The organism is Archangium violaceum, assembly GCF_016859125.1.
Taxonomy (GTDB): domain Bacteria; phylum Myxococcota; class Myxococcia; order Myxococcales; family Myxococcaceae; genus Archangium; species Archangium violaceum_A.
In genome coordinates, this window is the sequence record NZ_CP069338.1 from 5,701,796 (window position 1) to 5,726,441 (window position 24,646).

At 67.6% G+C, this 24,646-nt stretch carries 17 protein-coding genes; 7 read left to right on the forward strand and 10 right to left on the reverse strand.

Annotated elements, in window-relative coordinates; translation table 11 throughout:
* Positions 1 to 119: 119 nt before the first annotated feature.
* The gene (locus JQX13_RS24455) at positions 120 to 938 is read right to left on the reverse strand and encodes an NAD(P)H-binding protein (RefSeq protein WP_203411328.1); all 819 of its coding nucleotides are present in this window, start codon (positions 936 to 938) and stop codon (positions 120 to 122) included.
* A gap of 28 nt (positions 939 to 966) precedes the next feature.
* Positions 967 to 1,332 carry a cupin domain-containing protein gene (locus JQX13_RS24460; RefSeq protein ID WP_203411329.1) on the reverse strand — a complete coding sequence of 122 codons (366 nt, stop codon included), beginning with the start codon at positions 1,330 to 1,332 and terminating at the stop codon, positions 967 to 969.
* A 105-nt stretch (positions 1,333 to 1,437) separates the two neighbouring features.
* Here JQX13_RS24460 and JQX13_RS24465 point away from each other — a divergent pair, with 105 nt between their 5' ends.
* Positions 1,438 to 1,920: a hypothetical protein gene (locus JQX13_RS24465; protein WP_203411330.1), complete on the forward strand. Its 483-nt coding sequence runs from the start codon at positions 1,438 to 1,440 to the stop codon at positions 1,918 to 1,920.
* A 13-nt stretch (positions 1,921 to 1,933) separates the two neighbouring features.
* Entirely contained in the window at positions 1,934 to 3,214 is a 1,281-nt protein-coding gene (locus JQX13_RS24470) for a WD40/YVTN/BNR-like repeat-containing protein (protein WP_203411331.1), read from the forward strand.
* A gap of 36 nt (positions 3,215 to 3,250) precedes the next feature.
* Here JQX13_RS24470 and JQX13_RS24475 read toward each other — a convergent pair whose 3' ends face one another.
* The 4 genes from JQX13_RS24475 to JQX13_RS54410 form a co-directional block, all read right to left on the reverse strand.
* Positions 3,251 to 4,102 carry a hypothetical protein gene (locus tag JQX13_RS24475; protein ID WP_203411332.1) on the reverse strand — a complete coding sequence of 284 codons (852 nt, stop codon included), beginning with the start codon at positions 4,100 to 4,102 and terminating at the stop codon, positions 3,251 to 3,253.
* A gap of 25 nt (positions 4,103 to 4,127) precedes the next feature.
* Positions 4,128 to 5,228: a hypothetical protein gene (locus JQX13_RS24480; protein ID WP_239015111.1), complete on the reverse strand. Its 1,101-nt coding sequence runs from the start codon at positions 5,226 to 5,228 to the stop codon at positions 4,128 to 4,130.
* 633 nt (positions 5,229 to 5,861) lie between these two features.
* Positions 5,862 to 6,740 (reverse strand): bestrophin family protein, encoded by an 879-nt coding sequence (locus JQX13_RS24485; RefSeq protein ID WP_203411333.1) that lies wholly within the window; start codon positions 6,738 to 6,740, stop codon positions 5,862 to 5,864.
* A gap of 127 nt (positions 6,741 to 6,867) precedes the next feature.
* Positions 6,868 to 7,704: an AgmX/PglI C-terminal domain-containing protein gene (locus tag JQX13_RS54410; protein ID WP_239015113.1), complete on the reverse strand. Its 837-nt coding sequence runs from the start codon at positions 7,702 to 7,704 to the stop codon at positions 6,868 to 6,870.
* Positions 7,705 to 7,791: 87 nt separating this feature from the next.
* Here JQX13_RS54410 and JQX13_RS24495 point away from each other — a divergent pair, with 87 nt between their 5' ends.
* A complete protein-coding gene (locus tag JQX13_RS24495) occupies positions 7,792 to 9,153 on the forward strand; it encodes a hypothetical protein (protein WP_203411334.1) in 1,362 nt (453 codons plus the stop codon).
* Between the two features lie 156 nt (positions 9,154 to 9,309).
* Entirely contained in the window at positions 9,310 to 12,945 is a 3,636-nt protein-coding gene (locus tag JQX13_RS24500) for a serine/threonine-protein kinase (protein WP_203411335.1), read from the forward strand.
* Here JQX13_RS24500 and JQX13_RS24505 read toward each other — a convergent pair.
* The gene (locus JQX13_RS24505; protein WP_203411336.1) at positions 12,942 to 13,145 is read right to left on the reverse strand and encodes a hypothetical protein; all 204 of its coding nucleotides are present in this window, start codon (positions 13,143 to 13,145) and stop codon (positions 12,942 to 12,944) included. The genes JQX13_RS24500 and JQX13_RS24505 overlap by 4 nt on opposite strands.
* A 513-nt stretch (positions 13,146 to 13,658) precedes the next feature.
* Here JQX13_RS24505 and JQX13_RS24510 point away from each other — a divergent pair.
* From JQX13_RS24510 to JQX13_RS24520, 3 genes are all read left to right on the forward strand, one after another.
* Positions 13,659 to 14,147: a response regulator gene (locus JQX13_RS24510; protein WP_239015115.1), complete on the forward strand. Its 489-nt coding sequence runs from the start codon at positions 13,659 to 13,661 to the stop codon at positions 14,145 to 14,147.
* On the forward strand, positions 14,144 to 17,947 hold the full coding sequence (locus tag JQX13_RS24515; RefSeq protein ID WP_203411337.1) for a protein kinase domain-containing protein: 3,804 nt from the start codon (positions 14,144 to 14,146) through the stop codon (positions 17,945 to 17,947). The genes JQX13_RS24510 and JQX13_RS24515 overlap by 4 nt, the downstream gene beginning before the upstream one ends.
* A gap of 104 nt (positions 17,948 to 18,051) precedes the next feature.
* Positions 18,052 to 19,044 carry an ADYC domain-containing protein gene (locus JQX13_RS24520; protein WP_203411338.1) on the forward strand — a complete coding sequence of 331 codons (993 nt, stop codon included), beginning with the start codon at positions 18,052 to 18,054 and terminating at the stop codon, positions 19,042 to 19,044.
* Positions 19,045 to 19,143: 99 nt separating this feature from the next.
* On the opposite strand, the gene JQX13_RS24525 is transcribed toward JQX13_RS24520, so the two are convergent.
* The 3 genes from JQX13_RS24525 to boxB form a co-directional block, all read right to left on the reverse strand.
* Entirely contained in the window at positions 19,144 to 20,391 is a 1,248-nt protein-coding gene (locus JQX13_RS24525) for a YncE family protein (protein ID WP_239015117.1), read from the reverse strand.
* 207 nt (positions 20,392 to 20,598) lie between these two features.
* Positions 20,599 to 22,926 (reverse strand): beta-glucosidase BglX, encoded by a 2,328-nt coding sequence (gene bglX, locus JQX13_RS24530; protein ID WP_203411339.1) that lies wholly within the window; start codon positions 22,924 to 22,926, stop codon positions 20,599 to 20,601.
* 135 nt (positions 22,927 to 23,061) lie between these two features.
* On the reverse strand, positions 23,062 to 24,477 hold the full coding sequence (gene boxB / locus JQX13_RS24535) for a benzoyl-CoA 2,3-epoxidase subunit BoxB (protein ID WP_203412195.1): 1,416 nt from the start codon (positions 24,475 to 24,477) through the stop codon (positions 23,062 to 23,064).
* Positions 24,478 to 24,646: the final 169 nt, after the last annotated feature.

The window sequence follows — 24,646 nt, forward strand, 5'->3', positions numbered from 1 at the left end:
GCGCCCGAACGTATCAGCCGCGAAGCTTCGCCGTACATGACTCGCGCTCGTATGGCAGTCCCGCCTTGGCAGGCGGGACCAGTCGGTGCGGCAAGTCCCGTGAGCATTGGCTCTTCTCTTCAGTTCTTCCAGGCTCCCCGCGCTGCCGCCTCGGCCGCGTAGGTCTCGAACGGCTTCGGCTCGCGCCCGGTCACCCGTCGTACGATGTCGTTCGGCTCGACGTCGCCCTGCTCACGGAGTGCGGCGAAGGCGTCGACCGCGGCCTTCGCATCCTTCTCGGGCAGGCCTCGTTCGACCAGGGCGGCGATGTACGCATCGGCGGTCCCGACGAATCGGAGCCGTCGACCCGACGCTCGCCCGATGATGTCGACGGCTTCCTCGAAGCTCAGCGCTCGCGGTCCGCTCAACTCATAGGTGTTCCCGACATGGCCATCCTCCGTCAGTGCCACCGCGATGACGGCGGCGATGTCATCCGCGTCGTTGAACGCCTGGCGTAGATCGCCCACGGGAAGCCTGACCTCGCCCGCGAGGATCTCCTCACGGAAGAATCCCTCGTCGAAGTTCTGGTTGAACCAGTCCGGGCGTACGATCGTCCAGTCCGCGCCCGAAGCGCGAACGGTTCGTTCCGCCGCCATGAGGCGTTCGTCCTTCATGACCTCGATACTCTTGCTCGATAGGAGCACGATGCGGCGGACACCGCTGGACACGGCGAGCTCCACGAAGGAGGGCTCGACGGAGACTCCATCGGGAGCCATGAGGTACATCCGCGAGGCGTTGCCCACGGCGCCCTTCCATGAGTCGGGATCGGCCCAGTCGAATCGCACGTCTCCGCTGCGTGAGGCGGCCCTCACCGAGTGACCGCGAGCATGCAGTCGAGCGGCGACCCTTCGTCCGATCGTGCCGCTCGCGCCCAGTACGAGAATGTTCTGATGGCTCATGGTGAACTCCTGTGTGCTTTCCTCTGGTTCAGAGTCGCTCCAGGGCGTCCCTCGTGCGCTCCGTCCGCACGTTGCCCGTGTTGAGGGTGGAGGCCGGCTCGAAGAGCAACACCTGCACTTCCTCATCGGCCACGGGCCGGTGCTCCACTCCACGAGGTACCACGATGAACTCGCCCTCCCGGATGTCGATCGCCCCGTCGCGGAGCTCCATCCGGAAGCTGCCCCGCACCACGAGGAATAACTCGTCCTCGTGGTCGTGGTGGTGCCAATCGAACGGGCCCTTGAGCTTCACCAGCTTCACCTGCTGACCGTTCAACTCTCCGACGACACGCGGGTTCCAGTGATCGGAAAAAAGAGCGAACTTCTCGGCGAGATTGACCTTCTGGAGCGACATGGCGGAACACCTCCGGATGCGGGGCACCTATCATGCCCGTCCTTTCGCTGCGGCTGGACTGGTAGGTTGGGGCGCATGTGGCTCGATGACACGGAACGAGATGCGGTGACCTCACTGTTGCCCGAGAAGAAGCGACCGCGGCGCTGGGTGTTCGTCCTGGGTGGATTGCTGCTGGTATGGGGGTGTGGCGGGGGAGGGGAGCCTGACCCGGAACCGGAACCAGAGGAGCGTCCCACCTTCAGCGGTGACGTGGTTCCCCTCTTCCAGGGGTCGTGCGGTTTCGGTTCGAGCTGTCACGGCACCGCGCAGCCGGCGGGCTACGTGCAACTCACCACCGGCTCGGGGGACGCCGCCGCCCTCCTGGAGCGCTTGAAGGCGAAGAGCGTCCGAGAGCCCTCGTTGCCGCTGGTGGATCCGGGAAATCCCTCGGGAAGCTTCCTGCTGCGAAAGGTGACGGGTGACTTCACGGGCCTGCCGTGCGCTCCGAACGCCTGTGGAGAACGCATGCCCCAGCGCAGTACACCTCTTCCCCAGGAGGAGATCGACTCGCTGGAGCGGTGGATCCAACAGGGCGCTGTCCTCGAATAGACTCGTCCACCCCATGGCCTCCTGGAGACTCCTCACCTGCCTGGGCGTGCTGTCCGCGGCCTCCGTGCATGCGCACGGTGGCTTGATGGAGACCCAGAGCTACACCGCTCGCCGGGGGCACCCGGAAGACCAGTTGATGAGCTTCACCCGGGGCGCGCTCATCTCCCGCGACGGCGGCGGCTCCTGGCGCTGGGTGTGCGCGGAGGCCATGGGGTACGGCAGTTGGCAACCCGAGGGCTACGCGTGGCTCTCGGGTGGAGACATCCTCGCGGCCACCGGTAAGGCCCTGTTGCGCTCACGCGATGGGGGGTGCTCATGGGCCTTGTCCACGGCGTTCCAGGACGCCTGGGTCTCCGCCCTCGCCGAGCACCCCACGAACGACACCCTCCTCTATGCGGCCACGGGAAGGCCCGCGGTGACCAATCTCCTGTACCGCTCGGAGGATGGTGGGGAGACGTGGAAGCCCACCCCTCTGAGTCGAGAAGCCGTCTTCTCCGCCGTGCGCGTGGCTCCGTCCGACCCGAAGCGCCTCTATCTCAGCGGCTGGAAGGGTTATGAGATGTACCTCTTCCGCAGCGACGATGAAGGCGAGACGTGGGAGGACCTGCCTCAAGCGTTCCCCTGGTGGCTCCAGGGCGCGTATGACTTGAAGCTGCTGTCGGTGAGCCCGGCCAATCCGGACGTGCTGTGGGTGCGCGTGTCCTCGCGGGGCACGGCCGGCAACATCCTCTACACCGTGCTGCGCAGTGATGATGGCGGGCGCACGCTCACGTCCGTGCTGGAGCAGGAGGACCCGCTCGTCAACATGGACGTCTCGGCCGATGGCCGGACCGCCTGGGTGGCGACCTACAACCACTTCTTTCGAGGGCGTGAGGGTGAGTCCTTCCTCGAGCTGCCCCTGCCCACGGGCAATGCGTGCGTGACGCGCATGGGTGACGTCCTCTACGCCTGTGGCTCCACCTGGGTGCACGAATGGGCCCTGGCGCGCAGCGCCGACGAGGGCACCTCGTGGGAGCCGCTCTTCAGCCTCCGTGAAGTCCAGGGCGTCCACGAGTGCCCGGCGGGCACGCCCGTGAGGGAGCGGTGCTCTTCGCTCTGGCCCCAGCTCGCCGAGCAGCTCGGCGCACCCCTCTCGCCAGCGCAACCGGACGCCGGAACGCCCGATGGGGAAGCCCCTCCGAAGTCGGAGGGGTGTGGTGCCGCGGCCGGGAGCGTGGGGATGGCCCCGCTGCTCCTGTTGATCCTGATGCGCCGGGGTTGGCGGCGTGCGGAGGGACGGCCGCGCCTCAGGTGAGAGCCCCCGAGGCGCGGTGGACCTTTCGTCACCACGCTACGGGCAGGGCTGTCCCAACTTGTAGCCCTGCTTGCACATACACAGGCATTGACGCTCCTCGCCGGGCACGTTGCAGGCGGGGCGGATGGTAAGGGTCTTCTGGAGGCCCTTGCCTCGACTATCCTGGAGGATGACGGCGAGCTCGTAGTTCTGGTCGTAGAGGTCCATGCTGGACCAGTTGTTGGGACACAGCGGTACGTTGGAGAACGTGGAGTAATCCTCGTCGGTGCTCGACCCCTTGCCGTCCGGGCTCCGCTCCAGGTTGACGGTTCGCGAGTCGAACATGAGCTTGCCGGTGATGGGATTCTCCACCACGCCCATCAGTGTCACACCACAGGGATCCATGTTGATCACATCGCGCACCCCGATGAATGACACGCGCCCGCCCTGGGGCGGTTCGACGAGCGAGACGATGCTCCCCTGCGTGAGCGGAATCGACGGCGACGTCATCCAGTCGGGCCCGAGCGCAGTGATCGTGAAGTCGGGCGCTCCATTGGGATCTCCCAGGTAGGGGATGCCGCACGACGTGGGGATCGTGCCCGCGTCCGGGGTCGTCGTACCCGCGTCCGGAGTCGTCGTACCCGCGTCCGGAGTCTCCGTACCCGCGTCCGGGGTCGTCGTGCCCGAGTCCGGGTTCTCCGTACCCGCATCAGGAGTCTCCGTACCCGAGTCGGGAGTCGTCGTGCCCGAGTCCGGGGTCTCCGCGCCCGAATCCGGAGTCGTCGTGCCCGCGTCCTGGCCCGTACCCGCGTCCTCGAGGGTGCCCGAGTCCTGGGGGGTGCCGCCGCCCTCCGGGCCACAGCCCATGGCCAGACAGAGCGACAGCAACACGACGGGAACATATCTCATGGGATGCACTTGCATGACAGCCTTGTCAGAAGCAGTTCACGTCGTCCTGCTTCGGGTAGTAATAGATGAAGGCATTGCAGTGCTCGTTCTGATCCACCTGCGGTCCGAAGGTGTAGCAGCAGTCGAGCAGCCTTTCGGGGGTCGAGTAGTTCGTGCGATCGAACTCGTCCAGGGCCTGGCAGCCCACGGGCGGAGGCGTCCACTCGTAGGTGCACGTGTACCAGATGCCACTGCCAGGAGGCAGCGTGAGGTCCAGCTCGGGCGAGCGCGTCATGGGCGGATCATCCCACGTCTCCGAGGTGTAGAAGCGCTGGCTCTCCGGAGGCCGCACGATGCTCGAGCCATCCCAGGAGTAGATGCGGAACTCCTTGCCCCGGCTGTGGAAGTGGCCATTGGCCCCGATGACCTGCACGGGGGTCTGGTTGTTGATATGGCAGCTGCCGTCGAAAACGGGCGTGGGGTTCTTCGTGCAGACCCGGATGGACTGCTTGGTGGCGAAGATGGTCCCCAGCTCGTACTTCACCTGCTCGGTCGGGATGACCCAGAAGTTCACCCACACCTTGCCGTAGTTCTGCGGCGTCTTCTGGGTGGAGGCGTTGACGAAGTGCGACTGCAACATCAGCCATTCATCCGGCTGGATGACATTGGCCACCCCCTCCGGATACGTCCAGTCGATGGTCCCATCCTGCTGGGTATTGGCCAGCAGGGGCCAGTCGGCCCAGTTGGCGCTGTTGAAGCAGGGACCGGAGCCGTTGGAGGCGGGCTGGAATTCGCCATTGGCCGGGTCCAGCTCCACGATGGTGCGCACCCGGTAGATGTTCATGTGGTGCGAGCCTTCACGCTGGGAGATCTGGATGCGGTGCAGGTTGATGGGCTGATTCGGCAGACCATTGGCCGCGGCGATGTCACCCGCCTTGAAGAAGTAGCAGTCCTGCTGCTCGACGCCCTGGGGGACCTCGGTCTCCCGGGTGACGAGCTGGAACCCCTGGCCCGGTGGTACGGGTTCCAGTTCGTAGGGGTCCGGCGTGCCTGGAGCCGGCGTGCCTGGATCCGGCGGCTCGATGGTACTGGGACATGCCGTGGCCGTCAGTGCGAGCAGCGAGATCAAGGCGAGCGGTGTTCTCATGGACGCTCCTTGGGGTGAAAAGAGTGTGGGTCTACCGACGATCATCCTGTACTTTTCCGCGAAAAGCACCCCAGGAAGCCCCCCTATTGCCACTCGGAGTACGAGAAGGGACCTGGAGGGGGGTGAGCGCCTGTGTGGAGAACAGCGCTCGAGAGGCGGGTTCCGGCGCGGGTATCACACAGCAGGCGGAATCCTGAGCTCCAGGTGGGCCGCATGCCCGGGTTGGCGGTGGGGCGCATGGCCTCCGCGAAGGCGGAGCGTCTCGCGTCAATGTCTTTCAAATCGCGAAACCTCACCGAAGCCCGGTCGCTGGCAAGCCACTCGAGCATCGATTCCAGGTCGGCGATGGCGATGCCCGTGATCGAGGTGTCCCGCTTCTTCGGAGGCTTTCGCGGCCACGGTTCGCTCCCTGGCGGGGTCTTCGTCCTACTTCACTTCGTTGAGCGCTTCATCTTTGGGAAGGTGCAGCAGAGCTCGGCGCTCATTCCTGGGCCAGTATCCGACAGTGAGCTCGTCCTCCCCCACCTGCACGCTGGCGCCATGCGGAGGGCTTGGGTGGCTCTTCAGCCATCAGCCCCGCTCCCGCGGAGACGATGACGAAAGTGACTCCTGCGATGACGACGGACGTCCGACTCAGAGGATTTCCTCGACGTGCTTCCGGATGTTCTGGCTGATGCCATCGATGGGCAGGTCGTTGGCATCGATGCCGAAGGGGTTCTCGATCTCCTCCGCGATGAGCTCCATGGAGGCGAGCACGTAGAAGACGAAGGCCACCGCCAGGATGACGTAGTAGCCCAGGCTGAAGGCCAGACCGAAGGGCAGCGTCATCACATAGAAGAAGATGAACTTCTTCAGGAACACCGAGTAGGAGAAGGGGATGGGGGTCTTGAGGATGCGCTCGCAGGCCCCGCAGATGTCGGTGAACGACTGCAACTCCGCGTTCACCGACAGCAGCTGCTCTCCGGTCAGCACGCCCTGCTTCTGCAGCGTGTAGGCCTTCCTCAGGAGGACCGAGGCGAGCTGGTTGGGCACGTGCTGGTTCGGGTTCAGGTGCCGGGCTTCCAGTCCGCCCGCCGCCACGAACTCCTCGGCCTTGAACTGGCCGCGGAGGTGATTCTTCAACGCGAAGGCGTAGTTGGGAATCATGGCCCGGTAGAGCTGCCGGCTCTCCTTGTCCTCCTCGGGCAGCAGGGCGTTCATCTTCAGGGCGAGGTTCCGGCTGTTGTTGACCAGCGAGCCCCAGAGCTTCCGCCCTTCCCACCAGCGGTCGTACGCGCTGTTGGAGCGGAATGCGAGGAGCAGCGAGATGACGAACCCCAGCAGGCTGTGCAGCATGGAGATGTTCTTGACGCGGCTGTCGTCGGGCAGCCTCCAGACATCGGCTTCCAGCCAGGCCACCAGCCCCGAGTACATGCAGATGGCGACGATCATCGGGAGCAGCTTCCGGACGGTGTCCGCTCGGTGGACCCGGAAGATGAAGGTGAACCAGTCCTTGGGGTTGTAATCAATCATGGGAGGTACGTGGGACCTCGTATACCTCAGTTGGTCACGGCCAGCAGGACATAGGTGCCGCTGTCGGTTCGGTAGGTGGTCTGGGATTGGTGTACGCGAGGCACATCGAAGTGGACGGAATTGGGGTCTACACCTCGAACGAGAACGTGAGGGCCACTGACACGTCATCCCCTGGCTTGAAGGGGAATATCCAACCGCGCAGGACCGTCCGGGTGCAGCTGGCCACCGCGTCATTGCCCAGGGTGTTCTTCTCGATTTCGATCTCCCCCATCCGCCCGGTGGGCCTGAAGCTGAAGCGCACCAGCACCTTGCCCTCGAGGTTGGGGTTGCGCCTGAGCTCCTTCTCGTAGCAGCTCTGGATGGACCGGAGGCGGTTCTTGATGTAGCGGGCGAGCACCTCACGGTCCACCTCCGCGCTCTTTACCTCGGTGATGGAGAAGCTGATGCGACCGGAGACCGCGAGTTCCTCCGTGGGAGCCCATTTCACCTGGCCGACGCTTCTGTCGTCCTTGCTCCAGGAGCCAGACATGAGAGCTTTCAGCTGCTCCCTGCGATACTGCCTTCTCCACATCCTGTCGTGCCAGAGGTCAGGCACCCCGGCGCCGAAGGGCATCAGTGACTCGCGCCTGCTGTACCCGCGGTAGACAAGCGGTGCCTTCGGCGCCTTCGCACTGGCGGCCTGGCGCGTGCCAGAGTTCCGCGGCTTGGAAGCTTCAGGCCCGGCCGGGATGAGCACCCGGATGTAGCGATCATCCAATTGGGACAACTCCAACTCGGGCACCTGGGGAGACTCGGAAGTGAGGATGAGCGCCGCGCCGGAAGAGAAGAGCAGCAGCACCGCGGCCAGAATGCCGAGGAACGTCCGGTCCAGGTTCCTCCACGCGCCACCCCGCAGCTCCAATGGAAGCTGCTCGGGCATCTGTCCATGAGCGCGCTCTCCCAGGTGCCGAGGGGAGGATTCCATGTTCTTCTCCGGGAGCCTTCGTGGGCCCGTGGGGGTCCGGGGAAGACTACTCCGGTTGGAATCGGCCCGATACATTGGGCCACGCGCATGCGACCCCACCTCCTCCTTCCGGGCCTTCTGCTCTCTCTTCCCGTGTTCGCCGAAGACGCGGGTGTTCCTTCTTCCAGCGCTGTCGTCCGCATTCCCGCCGTGGGCGACTGGGAGGGCGCTTCCGAGGAGTCCGAGCGGCAGGAACGTCTCCCCCTGCGGTGTGGTCCCTCGTCCGGCGCGGAGGTTCTGCTGTCCACCAGCATCGACCATGGTGGCTCCTGTGCTCGGGACACGGTGAGCCAGAGCGTGACGGTGCGTGGCGCCGAGGGCCAGGTGTGGCTGGGCTTCGAACGGTCGAGAACCGACGGCGAGTCGACGCCACCGGCCCTGGAACTGGAGTGCCGGGAGCACACCCTCCGGGTGAGGGTCGGGCGTGCTCCCGCGCTCGAGCTGAAGCCGAAGCCCGAGGGGGGCGTGTCCGTGGGGCCGTCCCTGGAGCAGGAGCTGATGCGACGACTGTCGGCTCCGGCGCGTGGACAGGTGGAGGAGGCGCGGAGCCTCGAATTCCTGGTGTCGTTGTTTCTGCCCACGGATGCGTCCTCTTCCCGCCTCAGGACCCTGGCGCTCGTCCATTCCGTGCGCGAGCACGTGGCCGCGGGTGACTGGCGGAGTACGAGGCGATTGCCGGACCCTGGCGCGTTGGAGAAATGGCCCGACCTGGCCGCCTCCATCCGGGAGGTGGAACGCACCGTGGAGGAGGGCCGCCAGAAGAGCCAACCGCTGCGCGCGCTGGCGCCCCGCCGCATCGGCAAGCTGCTGCGATTCCCATCGCTGGCTCCGAACGGCCCCGGCCTCTTCTGGCGGGGACGCGAGCTCTGCGCGCAGCAGCAGGATGACTCCGGCCAGCTGCGCTGCTTCGACACCGGGAAGAACCGCTGGGGCACGCTCGAGCCCATGCCGGAATCACTGTCGGAGCGCTTCCTGGAATACGTCCCCGGTGGCTGTGGTGCCATCTGCGCCAGCGGGTCGTGCGTCGCGCCTCGGGCCGATCTACTCCTCCTGGGAAGCACCCTGGGCGAGGCGCTCGTGATGTTCAGCGAGGGCCGTTGGCGTGCCGGTGCCCGCGTGCTCTCCCCGAAGGAGGTGAGCGCCGAGTTCGCCCGTGGGCCCGGTGGACCGGTGCTGGGTGGCGGCCGCTATGTCTCCCTGGGAGGAGATTACTTCTCCTCCGCGAGTGGCGGGGACTCGCGCAGCTGGCACCTCTTCCCCGCGCCTCCGTCGGAGCCCGAGGGCGGGCATTGGTTGGGCATGGTCGTCTCGCCGGACCAGAGCCAGGTGGCCGCCATCTCTGGCACATCCTCCTCGCAGCCGCCGTTCTTCCTCTGGGTGGCGCGCATCGCCCCGGTCAAGGTTCCCTGAACGGCGCTTTCCACGGGGCCAACGGGTGATCCGATTGCATCAAGTCCACGATTGACTGCATCATTCCCCTCGCCTTGGGCGTAGCTCGCCTCCGCCCAAGGGCTGTGCCGATGCCGTCCGCGCCCCCTCGTCGAGGCATCCCCTGGAGTGATTTTCATGACTGAGGAGCACGAGGCGGAACTGCGCATCGCCGTGGACAAGGGCTTCATCTCCCAGGAGGAGGTGGAGTCCCTGTGCGAACGGGCCCGTGGCCTCGCGCGCACTCCCCTGGAGCTGCTCCACGAGGAGGGCATCATCTCCGAGCAGACGCAGCTCGCCATACAGCAAGCCGTACATGCCGGGACACGGACGGGCGTCCGCTTGCTCGATGAGGGGATGACCCTGGTGCCGAACTCCGCCCGTGACGGCGGCTCGCCGGACGATGCGCCGTTTCCGGTACCCGGCTGGGAGCGCTACCAGGGGGGGCGCCTCCTCGGCCAGGGGGGCATGGGCCAGGTCTTCCTCGCCTATGATCCCCGCCTGCGTCGCAATGTGGCCCTCAAGTTCGTGCGGGGCGATGACACGGAGCTCGTCCGCCGCCTGCTGGCCGAGGCTCGCGCCCAGGCCCGTATCGAGCACGAGCACGTCTGCCAGGTGTACGAGGTGGGGGAGGTACAAGGCCGCCCCTTCATCGCCATGCAGTACATCCCGGGCGTCCTCCTGGGCCAGCTCGCCGACGAGCTCACCCTCGAGCAGAAGGTGCTGCTGCTGAGGGACGCCGCCGAGGGGGTGCATGCCGCCCACCGCGCCGGTCTCATCCACCGAGACCTGAAGCCCTCCAACATCCTCGTGGAGCGCACCGAGGACGGCCGCCTCAAGCCCTATGTCATGGACTTCGGGCTGGCCCGCGAATGGAGGGAGCAGGGCGCCACGGCCACGGGCACGGCACTGGGCACTCCCCACTACATGGCGCCCGAGCAGGCCCGCGGAGAGGTGACGCGCCTGGACCGCCGCGCCGACGTCTACAGCCTGGGCGCCACGCTCTACTTCCTGCTGACGGGCGCTCATGCCATCCCCGGCGAAAACGGGCTGGAGGTGCTCAGCAACATCCCCACCGTGGAGCCGCGCCCTCCGCGCTCGTTCAATCCGGACTTCCCCGCGGACCTGGAGGCCATCGTCCTCAAGTGCCTGGAGAAGGACCGCTCGGCCCGGTACGACTCGGCACGCGCGCTCGTCGAGGACCTGGATCGATGGCTGGCGGGCGAGCCGGTCCAGGCTCGTGCCACCGGCTGGGGGTACTGGCTGCGCAAGAAGGCGCACAAGCACCGGCGCCTCGTGGCCGTGGCCGCCGCCGCGCTGCTGGCCGTCACGCTGTCGCTCGGGTGGGCGGTCCACACGCGCCAGCAGGCCTCGCGGCGTGAGCAGCTGACGCGCCGCTTCACCGAGAAGGTGGAGCGCATCGAGGCGCTGGCCCGCTACTCGGGGCTCTCCCGGCTGCACGACACCGCGCGCGACCACGCGTTGCTCCAGGAGTCCATGGCGGCGTTGGAGCGGGAGATCGAGCAGGCGGGCGCGCTGGTCGCGGGGCCGGGCCACTACGCGCTGGGGCGCGGCGCCCTGGCGCTCGGGGATGACGCCACGGCGCGCACGCACCTGGAAGCCGCCTGGCGACTTGGCTTCCGTGAGCCGCGCGTCGCCTGGGCCCTGGCCCTGGCCCTGGGTCACCTGTACCAGGACGCGCTCCTGGAGGCCGGGCGCATCCGCGACCCCGAGGAGCGCAAGGCCCGCCTGGACTCCCTCCGGCGTCAGTACCGGGCCCCGGTGCTCGACTACCTTCGTCAGAGCCAGGAGTCCCGGGAAGCCCCCCCCGCGTACGTGGAGGCGCGCATCGCCTTCTACGAGGAGCGGCTCCAGGATGCCCTGGCCCTCCTGGACGGGATGGGGGCGCCACCCCCCTGGTTCTACGAAGCGGCCCAGCTCAGGGGAGACATCCTGCGCGCCCGCGCCAGCGCGCTCTGGGACACGGGCGACCCGGAGGGCGCCAGGGCCGCCTTCGCCGAGGGCCGCCGGGCCTATGCGGACGCGGCCGACACCGGGCGCAGCGTGCTCGCCATTGCCCTGGCCCAGGCGGAGCTCGAGTACTCCGAGCTGATGATGGAAATCTATGGCCAGGGTCAGGTCCTTCCCCCCTTCGAGCGGGGGCTCGAGGCGGTGGCCCGCGCGCGACGGATCGCACCGGGCCGACCCGAGTCCTGGTTCCTGGAGGCCCGCCTGTACCGCCGCCTCGCGGAGTACCGCGTGGATCAGGGCAGCCCCGCGGACGAGCCCCTCCAGCAAGCGCTCGTGGCCGCGCGGAAGGCCGTCGACCTCTCGCCCCGGTCACCCATCTTCCGGATGGAACTGGTGCGGTGTCTCTGGCAGTGGGGCCGCGCTCGTGAGCGGCAGGGCCGCGATCCCCTCGAGCAACTCCGGGAGGCCTCCGCGCACCTTCGACACCTCGGGGCGAGCGAACAGGATGCCGGGTTCCACTTCCAGCGTGGACTGATTCTCGGGACCTGGGCCCAGTACGAGGCCCGGGTGGGCACGGATCCGGTGCCCCGCCTGAGCGAAGGGATCGCCGCGTACGAGGAAGCGGTCCGTGGCGATGAGCGCATGCTGGGGGCCTGGCTCAACCTGGGCATCCTGTACCTCACGCGCGCCGAGCACTCCCACGGCGCCGGGAAGGACCCGGAGGGGGACCTGAAGCAGGCCCGCGCCGCGCTCGCCCGGGCGCAGGCGCTCAATCCCCGCCACATCGACACCTACTACTTCGCGGCGCAGGTGCACGAGCTGGAAGCCCAGCGGCACCGTGCCCGCGGGGAAGATGCCCGGCCCGACTGGAACCTCGCCCTCGAGCAGTACCAGCGCGGGATCGCCATCAATCACGCGATGCCCCGCTTCCACGACCAGGCGGGTTTCACCCTGCTGGAGTTGGCGCGCGAGAGCTGGGATCGCGGCGAGGATCCCTCCGCCCTCCTGGCGCGGGCCCGGGAGAGCTTCGGCGTGGCCATCACCGCTGCCCCCGAGCGGGGGATTTCCCGGCACAACCTCAGTGAGGTGTGGCTCCAGCAGGCCCGGTACGAGCAGGCGCGGGGCGAGTCGCCGGAGGCGAGCCTCCGCGCGGCCGTGAGCACCGTGCACGATGCCCTGAAGCGGCTCGAGGGCTTCCCCCAGCCCTGGGCCAACCTCGGAGCGGCCCATGCGCTGCAAGCCGCTTTCGAGCTGGAGCAGGGGAGGGACCCGAGCCAGAGCCTCGCCCGGGCGGAGGAGGCCCTGCGCAAGGCGTACGAGCTCAACCCCCGGTTCGCTCAGGCCTCACGCTACCTGGGAGAGAGCCAGTCCATTCGGGCTCGGTGGAAGGCCCGGCGGGGCCAGGGCCGCGATGAGGATTTCGAGCAGGCGGCAAGACACTTCCAGAAGGCGCTCGAGTTGGCGCCGGCTTCCCATGATTACCGGCTCGCCCATGGCCAGTTCTGCCGCGAGTGGGCCTCCTGGCGGGCCAGGACAGGCCAGGACGTGGAGGTCCCCCTGGCGCAGGGGCTCGCACAGGCGGAAGCGCTGGTCGCGGCCCGTCCTGGCTGGCCGGATGCCCGTCTCCTCCGCGCCAGCCTGCTCCTGCTGCGTGCGGAGACGTCCCGGGGCGTGGACCCGCTCACGTGGCGGCATCAGGCCCAGGAAGATCTCACCCAGGCCCTGGCGAGCAGCCCTCACTTCGAGCGTGCATGGAAGCCTCGGCTCCTGCAGTTGCGAAGGAGCCTCGGCTCGCCGCTCTAGGCCAGGCCAGACTCGAAGCCGGTTCCGTTGACCACGGGCGGGTCCTTGATGCCGTCGTGAAGCGTCGGGTCCGTGGGCATCGCGGTCGCCACCAACTGCTCCGTCATGCTGGCCGTAGGGGTCATCGCCTCCTGCTGTGTCCCCCCGGTTCCAGGGACGGACGCGGACTTGTCATTCTTGTCATTCATGCTGGGGGTCATGGCGATTGCTCCTGTGTGAATAGGGCTTTCTTACTGATTGATAATGCAAGACATCCACTGGACTCGGCCGTCAAAACCCAACCTTCATGCCAGGGTTGAAGCGGGGAGCTCGGGTTGGATCTGGCGAAGGTGAGTCCTTGTGTGTGCCTGCCATCCAAACAGCAAGCCCGGTGCCAACATGAGCCACGCGAGTCGCTCGGTGCTGGCCGCTGTGCGCTCGGCCTTCGCCGTGACGACATGACGTGTTGGTGGGTGAGATCGACACGTCACTGACATGTCAGTGCGCCTGACCTCGGTGTGGCGGCAACGGCTCGTCGGACGGCTCGGAAGGTGTCCTCGGAAGGTGTCCTCGGAAGCGGTGTGTACGGCAGCGGGAGCTGGAATGGGACGGTGGCCTTCAACAGGGGGATTTCACTGTCTGTCCGCCAATGGGATGACCCAGGGTCCAAACCACCAGGAGGGTTCCTCCCTCCGGATTACTGGAGCTGTCCAATCTTCAGGATTTCTGCGAGGATGAGACTGCTCTCCTTCCCCTCAGGTATGATGGACGCAGGTTACAAATCGCCCCCGTCCCACGAGGTGGAAGCCACCGCGGACGTTTTCCATCCGGAGGGACGCAAGGTCCTCGTGGTGGATGACTACGATGATGCTCGGGAAATGTATGCCGAGTTCCTCGAGTTCCTGGGCTACGAGGTCCAGACCGCCCGCGATGGACAGGAAGCGGTCGAGCTCGCTCGGGAGTCCCATCCCGACGTCATCCTGATGGACCTCTCACTGCCCGTGCTCAGTGGCTGGGACGCCACGTGGCAGCTCAAGACGGACGAGACGACCCGCGACATCCCCGTGATGGCGCTCACCGGCCACGTGTTTGCCTCGTCGTCGGAGAAGGCCCGGGCGGTCGGTTGTGATGCCTTCCTCACCAAGCCCGTCCTGCCCGATACGGTCGCGGATCAGATCCAGGCGCTCCTGAAGAAGACGGGAAGCAAGCCGCCCTCCCGGTGAACGAGTCCCCGCTTCATCCCCCGGGCCCAGGTCCCCGCGACTGGCACCCCCCCTCCGAGGTCGATGAGTACCGGATCCTGCGCCCCCTGGGTCGAGGGCGGACCGGGCGCGTCTACCTCGCCCATGACACGCTGCTGGAGCGCACGGTCGCGGTGAAGTTCATTCCGGCGCTCGACGCGGAGGCCCTGCCGCGCTTCCTCATCGAGGCGCGCGCCGCCGCCCGCATCCAGCACCCCAACGTCGCCACCCTCTACCGTGCCGGTCAATTCGAGGGACACCCCTACCTCGTCTCCGAGTACATCCGTGGCACGAGTCTGGATCGGTTGCCCCGGCCCCAACCGTGGCAGCGCGTCCTGGAGATCGGCGTGGGGCTGGCGCGAGGGCTCGCCGCCGCCCATCGTCGCAACGTCCTCCACCGTGACATCAAGCCCGGCAACGCCATCCTCGAGGAGTCCGGCACGGTGAAGCTGCTGGATTTTGGCCTGGCGAAGATCCTCGACGGGCCCGTGCTTCTGCCCTCCGCGTCCGAGAACCCGCGGGAGGGTCCTCCAGAAGAGGTGCTGCCCTCCGCACGGATCGAGCTGCCCTCGCTCTCCCATGGCTCGCTCGTGGGCACGCCCTACTTCATGTCCCCCGAGGCCTGGGCGCGAGAACCGGCCTCGACCCGCTCGGACCTCTTTTCCCTGGGCGCGGTGCTCTACGAGCTCGCCGCCGGTCATGGCCCCTTCCGCCATGTTCCTCCCCGGGAGCTGGCCCGGACCGTCCAGCAACAGGATGCGCGCCCCCTGCTGCTGGCCCGCCCGGACGTGGACGCGCGTCTGGCCGCGGTGGTGGATCGCTGTCTGCGCCGTGATCCGCTCGAGCGCTTCGCTTCCGCGGATGCGCTGTTGGAGGCGCTGGAGGACGTGCGCTCCGGTGACATCGTCCTGCGTGTGCCCGAGGGCAACCCCTACCGCGGCCTGAATGCCTTCCATGAGGAGCACCGGGCGCTCTTCTTCGGGCGCCAGCGGGAGGTGCGCGCCGTCGTGGAGCGGTTGCGTGCCAGTGCCTTCGTGCTCGTCACCGGAGACTCCGGCGTGGGCAAGTCCTCCCTGTGTCTCGCGGGGGTCGTTCCGCTCGTGATCGAGGGCGCGCTGGAGGATGGCTACACCTGGCGTTCGGCGCGGATGGTGCCCGGACGCCGCCCCGTGGCCATGCTGGCCTCCGCGCTCGCCCCGCATCTTCCGCTCGAGGAGGCGCGCATCGAGCGGCTCGCCCGCGAGGAGCCCACCGCGCTGGTGCGTGCCCTGCGTGCCTCCCTGGGAGAGCGCACCCGTCGGGGCGTGTTGCTGCACGTGGACCAGCTGGAGGAGCTGGTGACGCTCAGTGAGCCGGGGGAGGCGATGCTCATGGCGGAGCTGCTCGCGCAGCTCGCCTCCGGGTTGGCTGGGGTGCGCCTGCTCGCCACGGTCCGCAGTGACTTCCTCACCCGGCTCGGCGTGCTGCCCGGCCTGGGCGAAGTCCTCTCGCGGGCTCTCTATCTGCTTCGCCCCCTGGGCCGTGCCGAGGTGCGTGAGGTGGTGACGGGTCCCGCCCGGCTCAAGGGCGCGCGCTTCGAGTCCGAGGCCCTCATCGGCATGCTGGTGGACTCCACCCTGCGCACCGAGGGGGGGCTGCCGCTGCTCCAGTTCACCCTGGCGGAGCTGTGGGAGGCGAGGGAGCGGTCCCAGGGCCTCATTCCCGCCTCGGCGCTGGAGGCCCTGGGCGGGGTCCATGGGGCGCTCGCCCGCTACGCGGACGGCGTCATCGCCCAGTTGCTGCCGGACCAGCAGGTGGCGGCCCGGCGGTTGCTCATGCGGCTCGTCACGGTGGACAAGACCCGAGCCCGCCGCTCCGAGGCCGAGCTGCTGAGCCAGGAGCCGGCCGCGCCCGCCGCGTTGGAAGCACTCATCCGCGCGCGTCTGGTGGTGGCCCGCCGCTCCGAGGAGGGCTCCTCCTTCGACATCGCGCACGAGGCGCTGCTCACCGGCTGGCCCACGCTCGCCCAATGGCTGGCCGAGGCCCACGAGGCGCGCCAGCTCCACGCCCGGCTCGAGCAGGCCGCCTCCGAGTGGGAGCGGCTGGGCCGTCCGCGAGAGGCATTGTGGGGCGCCCGGCACCTGGCCGAGCTCCACTCCCTTTCCCAAGAGGCCCTGTCCGCCCGCGAGAAGGCCTTCCTGGACGCCTCGCGCGGGGCCCTGCGCCGCGGCAAGCTGCGCACGCGCGCCCTGGTCGTGGGATTCGTCGCCTCGCTGGCGCTCGTGTACGCGGGGCTGCGGGTGAACGCCTGGTACACCCTGGAGCGTCAGGTGCGCGCGCGGATGGCCGAGGCCCTTCCCCTGTTGGAGCAGGCCCGCGAGCGGCAGCGCCTGCTGGAGCGCACCCGGGCGGAGTCGTTCGCCCTCTTCGACGCGGGCAGGCTGGAGGACGCCTCGGCGCGCTGGTCCGAGGCGCTGCGGCTGTCGCGCGACACGGAGCGGGCCTATCTCCACGCCAGTGACACGATGGAGAAGGCCCTGGTGCTGGCGCCAGACCGGGAAGAGGTGCGCGAGGCCTTCACCGAAGTGCTCTCGGAGCGCGCGATGCTCGCCGAGCGTGCTTTCCGCCCTGGAGACCGGGACGAGCTGCTGCAGCGTCTGCGCCTCTACGACACCTCGGGAGCCCGGATGGCGCGCTGGAACGCGCCCATGCGTCTGAACCTGCGCACCCGGCCCGCGCGGGCCACGGTGACCCTGGCCCGGTACGAGCTCGTGGACGAGCAGCGCGTCCCCACCACGGCGTTGCCCCAGGGCCGGACTCCGCTGGACGGACTTTCCCTGGAGCGCGGCTCCTGGCTGTTGGAAGTGAGTGCTCCCGGCCATGTCACGGTGCGCTATCCCCTGCGCGCCGAACCGGGGACGGAGCGCACCCTGGAGTTGGAGTTGCCCGAGGAGGGCCGTGTTCCCCAGGGGTTCGTCTACGTGCCGGGTGGCTCCTTCCTTTTCGGGACCGCCGCGGAGGAGAGCATCCGCCGCTTCTTCAACACCGCGCCGCTGCACACCCTGGAGACGGGCCCCTACCTCATCTCCCGCACCGAGGTGACCTACGGTGAATACCTGGAGTGGTTGGAGACGCTGCCCCCCGAGCAGTTCGCCCGACATGTTCCCCATGGGGCCTCGGCGACCTCGGTGAACGCCGAGGTGACGCTGAAGCGTTCGCCGGAGGGCCGGTGGAGCCTGCGCATCATGCCCAACGTGGTGGCCTACGAGGCGCGCGAGGGCGAGCCCATCCGCTACACCTCGCGTCCCCGCGATGTGGAACAGGATTGGCGGCGCATGCCCGTGGGCGCCATCGACTACGCGGATGCCCAGGCCTACGCCGCCTGGCTGGCGAGTACGGGCCGGGTTCCCGGTGCTCGGTTGTGCACCGAGCTGGAATGGGAGCGCGCCGCCCGAGGCGCCGATGAGCGGGAGTTCCCTCAAGGCGATGTGCTCCTGCCCCATCAGGCCAACTTCGATGAGACGTACGGGAAGGTGGGCGCCAACTTCGGTCCAGACGAAGTGGGCCGGCATCCCGGGTCGCGCAGTCCCTTCGGGGTGGATGACATGTCCGGTAACGTCTGGGAGTGGGTCGACTCCGTCCTGACGCCTGGCCGTCCCGTGGCGCGCGGGGGGAGCTACTACTACGCGTCCAGCACCGCCCGGGTGACCAACCGCGAGTCCCCCGAGCCCAACTTCCGGGACCTCAGCGTGGGCCTGCGCTTGTGCGCGACGGTTCCTCCTTTACGGTCTGACGCCCAGTAGACAGTCCCAGCGTCCATTCGCAGACGTCCCGCGAGTCGTTGAGTCCCTGGATGGATTCCCTCGTGCCGGACAGGTGAAGATCCCGCTCCCCCCATAGGAGTGGCATGCGTTCCAACTCGACCTTCCCCGGGCTCCTTGGAGCCCTGTTGCTGAGTGCCTGCGCTGGTCCCATCGAGGCCGAAAACGATTCAGAAGCGGAGCTGGCCATCATCGCCAATCCGCTCCTGGCGGAGAACGGCGGCAATCTCAATGGTGGCAACCTCAATGGCGGCAATCTCAACGGCAACGACCTGTCCAACTTCGTCGTCAGTGTGAACTTCAATCCCTCGCGCAAGGGCAACCACGAGCTGGATACCGTGTGGCTCCAGGGCACCACCTTCTATGGCTATGATGGCCAGGAGGATGGCCGCATCATCCGGGACACGGACTTCATCGGCGTGGAATTCCAGGGCAACCTGGGCGACGGTGGCACCGTGCGCATGCGCATCACCGGGATGAACGCGGCGCCGGCGCCCAACGCGGATCTCAAGCTCTACAGCGTGCAGTACTTCGACGCGAAAGACTACACCTGGAAGCCGGCCTGCCGCGACGCCGCGGGCACCGTCGTGCAAGCCATTCCCGTGCAGGGCGTGTGGAACTACCTGCAGGACGTGCCCGGCGGTGGCTCGAAGTACAGTGATCCCGAGCGCTTCACCTTCGCCTGCCTGGGCGGTGCCATCGCCAAGTGCACGTTGTTCGGCTATCGGCCCTGGGCCAGCTACAACGGCACGCCGCTCGAGCCGTACCACCAGGCGTGTACGCGGCTGGTGCGCGCTGACTACTGCGGCAGTGGCAGGTCCTTCACGGTCGCGGGCAACCGCATCAACCTCTATGATCCGCTTGGCATCCAGCAGGACACCGAGGAGTGGATGTTCGAGGCGGCGTGGGATGTGAATGGCGCCCGCTGCTTCTACGCGCTCAACCGGACCCACTCGGAGCTGCCCTGCTTCAACTCCCGGCAGGATCTGTTGTGCGGAGTGGACCTGGGCTCGAACTCCCTGGGCGTGTTGCTGCGCAACGAGACGCCCGGCACCCTGGGGATGGATCCGGGCAATTAGGGAGAGCCTCCGAATCGGGGTGGGCCCACGGCGGGTACACCTCCGCCGTGGCCCGGTGTTCAGCCGTCGGTCACGAGCCTCACACCGCCATCCTGAGCGTCACTGGAAGAGCGACTCCGCGAGCTTCGCGGTGCGCGCACGCTGCGGGTGATCGCCGACGGGGATGCGGGCCACCTCCTCCTCGGTCTCGTAGGAGATGACCGACACGGTGTCGTCGCCGGCCACCGAGACATAACAGTAGCGTCCGTCGGTGCTGGTCGCTGCCCAGTAGGTCCGCGCGCCGAGCGGGTGGACGCGGTAGCGGAACGTCTCGCGGGAGACGATCGCCGCGTAGTTGGACATCGTGCCCGCCACGCAGAGCTTCGTCCCATCGCCGCTCATCGCGAGTCCGTGATGGGCGGAGTCGAGGATGTACTCGTCGCGGCGCAGCTGTTGGGTCTCCGGGGGGACCGGCAGGTGGGCAATCCGTGTCACGCGATCCTCCTGCAGGTCGTACTCCACGAAGCCGTGGAAGAACGACACCTGGAAGTAGAGGAACCGCTCGTCGGGGGACAGCGCCATCGGCCGGACCGCCGGGCTCATCTCGGGCATTCCGAGCTCGGCGAGCTTCTCGCGCATGTTCATCTTCCGGAGGACCTGGAGCGTGCGCGCATCGACGATCTGGAAGATCCGCTCACCCTTGGTGCCGTCCAGCTCCGGGGTATCGAACGGCGTGTAGACGACGCCAATGCTGGCATGGAAGATCTTGCTGCCATCGCGGGAGTAGTTGTTCTCGTGCGGCATGTCCCCCGAGGGGAAGTTCCCGACGATGTTTCCCGTGGCGGTATCGATGATGTCCACGCGCTTCGCCGTCGAGGCCGAGACGGCGAGCCGGGTGCCATCCGGAGAGATGGCCATGTGGTCGGCGCGCTGACCGGAGACCCGCGTCCGCCAGCGGATGTTGCCGGTGCTCAGCTCGATGGCGACGACGTCCGCGAAGCTGGGCCGCGAGACATAGATGACTTGCCCGTCGTTCGAGGCGAACAGGTCGTCCACGAGCTGATCATGACCCTCGCCCACCTGCTCGCGGATGAGCAGGAAGTACGTCAGGCGCGCCGGGTCGAGCAGGATTTCCTTCATCCGCTCGCTCCGGTCCGGGACCACGTTGATGCGGCGCAGGCGCTGGTGGCTCCGCACGTCGATGACGTCGGCGGTCCCGTCCCAGTTGTTGCCGACGAGCAGGACTTCGCGCATCGCGGTGGAGACGGGGGCGGCGGCGCTGGCCTCCGGGCTGAATGCCAGGAGCGCGGTGGTCAGCGCGAAGAGAATGGAGACTCGGGGGTGGGCTGCTCTCCGGGAACTATGCATGACGGGGGCCTCATCGGGTTGTCGCTCCCGGGGGCACGACCATCGTGCCCGAGCGGGGCGAAAGGCCGAGAGACCATGGAATTCAGCGATTTGTATGTCAACCAGTGAAACCCAGTCATACTGGGAGTGTTGATTGGTTGGCATCTGTGGCGGGCCGGAGGGGAGTCACGAGGTCGCGGAGCGCGCCGAGTCTGATTGGGATACGCGCTATTCCATCACGAAGCGGGCGTGTTGTGTGGCCTCGGAGCTATCGCCCACCCAGAGATCGTATTGGGTTCCGGGTTCCACCACGCGCGCCGCGCTGGCATCGAGGAACGACAGCTCCTGGAACCCCAATTCGAACTCCACGTCACGGGACTCGCCGGGCGTCAACGTGAGACGCTGGAAGCCCACGAGCCGACGCACGGGTTGTGCGGTGCTGGCACCTCGGATCCGGAGATAGAGCTGCGCCACCACCGTTCCCCGCACCTTGCCCGTGTTGCGAACCTGGGACTTCACGCGCATCACGCCCTGGCCCCGCTTCTTGACCGTGGCGGCCTTCAGCACGGGGACGCTCAGCACCGGCGGCGAGAAGTCGAAGGTGGTGTAGGAGAGGCCGTAGCCGAAGGGGTAGAGCGGGCTGTTCTGCTCGTCGATATAGCGGGAGACGTACTTCTCTCCCGTGCTCGTGGGAAGGCGCGTCAGGTCGGCGGTCCCCGCCGGACGCCCGGTGCTGAGATGGCTGTAGTAGAGCGGCAGCTGCCCGACGCCGCGGGGCAGGCTGACCGGCAGCCGGGCGCTGAAGTTCACGTCGCCAAACAGCAGGTTGGCCACCGCGTTACCGGCCTCGAGCCCGGGATGCCAGGCCTCCACGATGGCCCTGGCGTGCGCTTGGGCGTTTTCGAGGAGCAGGGGATGGCCATTGAACAGGACCAGGACGACCGGCTTGCCGGTGGCGGCCAGGGCCTGGAGCAACTGCTCCTGCTCTCCGGGCAGACCGAGTCGGGTACGTGAGGCGGCTTCGCCACTCATCAGGCTCGCGTCCTCGCCCAGCGCGGCGATCACCACGTCGGAGGCCTCCGCTGCCTTCACGGCCTGCTGGAGGCCGGAAGGGTCATGCGAGAGGATGCCGGTTCCCTTCGCGTAGAGCAGTTGGGCCTTGCCCTCCAATCGGCGCTCCAGCGCGGCGCGCAGGGTGACGACGTCCCTGGGGTCACCCTTGCCGCTCCAGGCTCCCAGCATGTCGGCCGCCGAGTCCGCCAGCGGACCGATGAGCGCGATCTTCTGCCCCGAGGAGGAGAGCGGCAGCACCCCTCCCTCGTTCTTCAGCAGGACGATGGATTCTTCCGCCACGCGCCGGGCCAGCTCGCGCTTCTCCGCGGTCGCCGAATAGGCCGCGGCCTTCTCGTCCGCATACGGATGCTCGAAGAGCCCCAGCGCGAACTTGACGCGCAGCACGCGGCGCACGGCCTCGTCCACCACCGCCTGGCTCAGCTTGCCGGAGCGCACCAGCTGTGGAATCCCGGGCCCATAGAGATGGCTCTCCATGTCCATCTCGACGCCGGCCGTCAGCGCCTTGCGAACGGCCGTTGCCCCGTCCAATGCGATGCCATGGTTCACCAACTCCTGGATCGCGGTCCAATCACTGACCACGAAACCGTTGAAGCCCCACTCCTTTCTCAGGATGCCGGTCAGGAGCTGGGGATTGGCCGTGGCTGGCACCCCATTGAGCGAATTGAAGGCGCTCATCATCGTGGCCGCGCCCTCCTCGACGGCGGCCTGGAAGGGCGGCAGATACACCTGCCGAAGCGTCAGCTCGGACATGTCGACCGTGTTGTAGTCCCGGCCCGCTTCCGCCGCGCCGTAGGCGGCGAAGTGCTTCACCGAGGCCGCCACCGAGGTGGGGTCCGCCAGCGACCTGCCCTGATAGCCCCGGACGTAGGCCCGTGCCATGGCGGCCCCCAGGTAGGGGTCCTCTCCCGAGCCCTCGATGATACGGCCCCAGCGGGCGTCACGCGCGATATCGACCATGGGGGAGAACACCCAGCGGATGCCCTCCGAGGAGGCTTCCGCTCCGGCCATGCGCATGGCCTGCTCCACCAGGGCGGGATCGAAGCTCGACGCCATGGCCAGGGGGGTCGGGAAGATGGTGCGGTGGCCGTGGATCACATCGAAGCCAAAGAGCAGGGGTATCTTGAGGCGGCTCTGCTCCATCGCGATGCGTTGATAGTGATTGGTTTCCCGGGCTCCGACCACGTTGAACAGCGAGCCCACGGCTCCGGTGCGCACCAGCGTCTCGTAGTCGTCGCGGCCGGTGCCTGGACCGGTGGGCGTGCCGGGTGAATATTGAGCGAGCTGGCCGGCCTTTTCCTCGAGCGTCATCCGTCGCAGCAGCTTCTCGACCCGGCGATTCAGTTCGGCCCCAGCCAGCTGCGTGTTGGACGGCGCTTGGACCGCCCCCGCTCCGAGGGAGAAGAGGAGCGCGACGATTCCGTTGGCTCTCGCGCTTCGCCACAGCGCCTGCCGGATCCGGCCTCGCCGCTCTCCCACGCTCATCCCCGAGTCCTTTCGTTCGTTCGTGTGGCGCACCAGTGTAGAGCAGCGGAGCCGTTCGTGGAGCCTGGTCCGCGCTGACGCGCCGTGCCCATCGCCGCGCGGCGCGCGCGGGATGTTGAACGACACCCACGTTCCTCAGGCCTCCACGCGGACGTAGGCAAAGTCCAGCGGCTTGCCTTGGATGCCCCGGGTGGGAGGCGCAATCCAGTTCGCCATCTCACCACGCGCCATCACGGCCCGGGCCTGCACGCTCCTCACGGCCGCCCGCTCCTCGGGAGTGGGCAACCACTCCGCCCTTCGGCGCTCCCACTCCTCCGCCGTCAGGGGAGTGCCCTCCGGCGAGAAGTGGCCGGTTGCCAGCAGGCCCTGGTGGCGGTTGAAGCGAGGAGACGGCAGCTGCACCCGCTCGCTCAGGCCCTCTTCGGCGAGGACGCGGTTCCAGCGCTCCACCACGCGCTCGCAGTCCTGGATGAAGAGCTCTCGCAGCACCTCGTTCATCGCCGAGCGCATGGGGACGTCCTGGTAGCGGAACGTGCGGGTCTCCGCATCCCAGGACTCGATGCGATAGGGGCGCTCGGTTCCATCGTGGTCCTCGAACCTCGCCTCGCGAGGACGCCCCTTCACGCCACCGCTGAAGACCGCGGCTGCCTTGCGGGAGATCTCCGAACCGAACAAGTCCAACGTCAGCGAGTACCAGAGGTTGAGGTACTTCTGGATGACGGAGAGATCGATTCCCCCCAGCTCTCGAGCACTTCCGTTGGGTGAGCGCCTCATCAGCTCGGCCGTGCGCCGGAGCACGCGCGCCACGCCCGTCTCACCGACGAACAGGTGGTGGGCCTCCTCGATGGCCATGAAGTGGGCCGTCCGGGAGAGCGGATCGAACGCGGACTCGGCGGCGGCGAGCAGCTGCATCTTGCCCACCCGGTCCGTGAAGGTCGTGTACATGAAGAAGTGCAGCCAGTCCTCCACCGGGGCGTTGAACGCATCGAGGATGCGCGGCTGCTCCTGGCTGCCGCTGCTCCGGGCGAGCAACTCCTCGGCGCTGTTCCTGCCCTCCGCGCCGAAGTGGCGGATCAGCAGGTACACCATCGCCCAGAGGTGGCGGGCCTCTTCCACGTTCACCTGGAGGAGGTTGCGCAGGTCATACAGCGAGGGGCACGTGCGGCCCAGCAGCCGCTGCTGCTCCACGGAAGCCGGCTCGGCGTCCCCCTGCGTCGCGATGAGCCAGCGCAGGGCGGCGCTCTGCTCCTCGGGAGGCTCCTGCCACACCGGCTGCCCGCGCAGATCTCCGAAACCGATGGTCCGGTTCCTCTCCGGCTGGGACAGGAAGATGCCCCAGCGGTACTCCGGGAGCCGGACATAGTCGTAGTGCGCCCAGCCGTTGGGCTCCACGCCGACGGCCGTGCGCAGGTAGACCTCGTGCGACTGGAAGTCGGCGGGGCCCCGCTCCATCCACCACTCCTTGAAGCGCGACTGCCAGTGCGTCAGCGCTCGCGCCACGGACGGGGATGAGGCCAGATCGACGTTATTCGGGATATACGCATTGCACATGGGAGACACGATGACAGGTCCTCCGGTCGGGCCAGAGCCCAATCGGGGGACTCGACCCAACCGGAAATTGGTGAACCGGACGCGGATGGGATCTGTCTTGGTCTCTCTGGGCCTGCAATTTCTTGGAATTGTTTAGAAACCGCCGGGCATACAGTTCAGGATTACACGA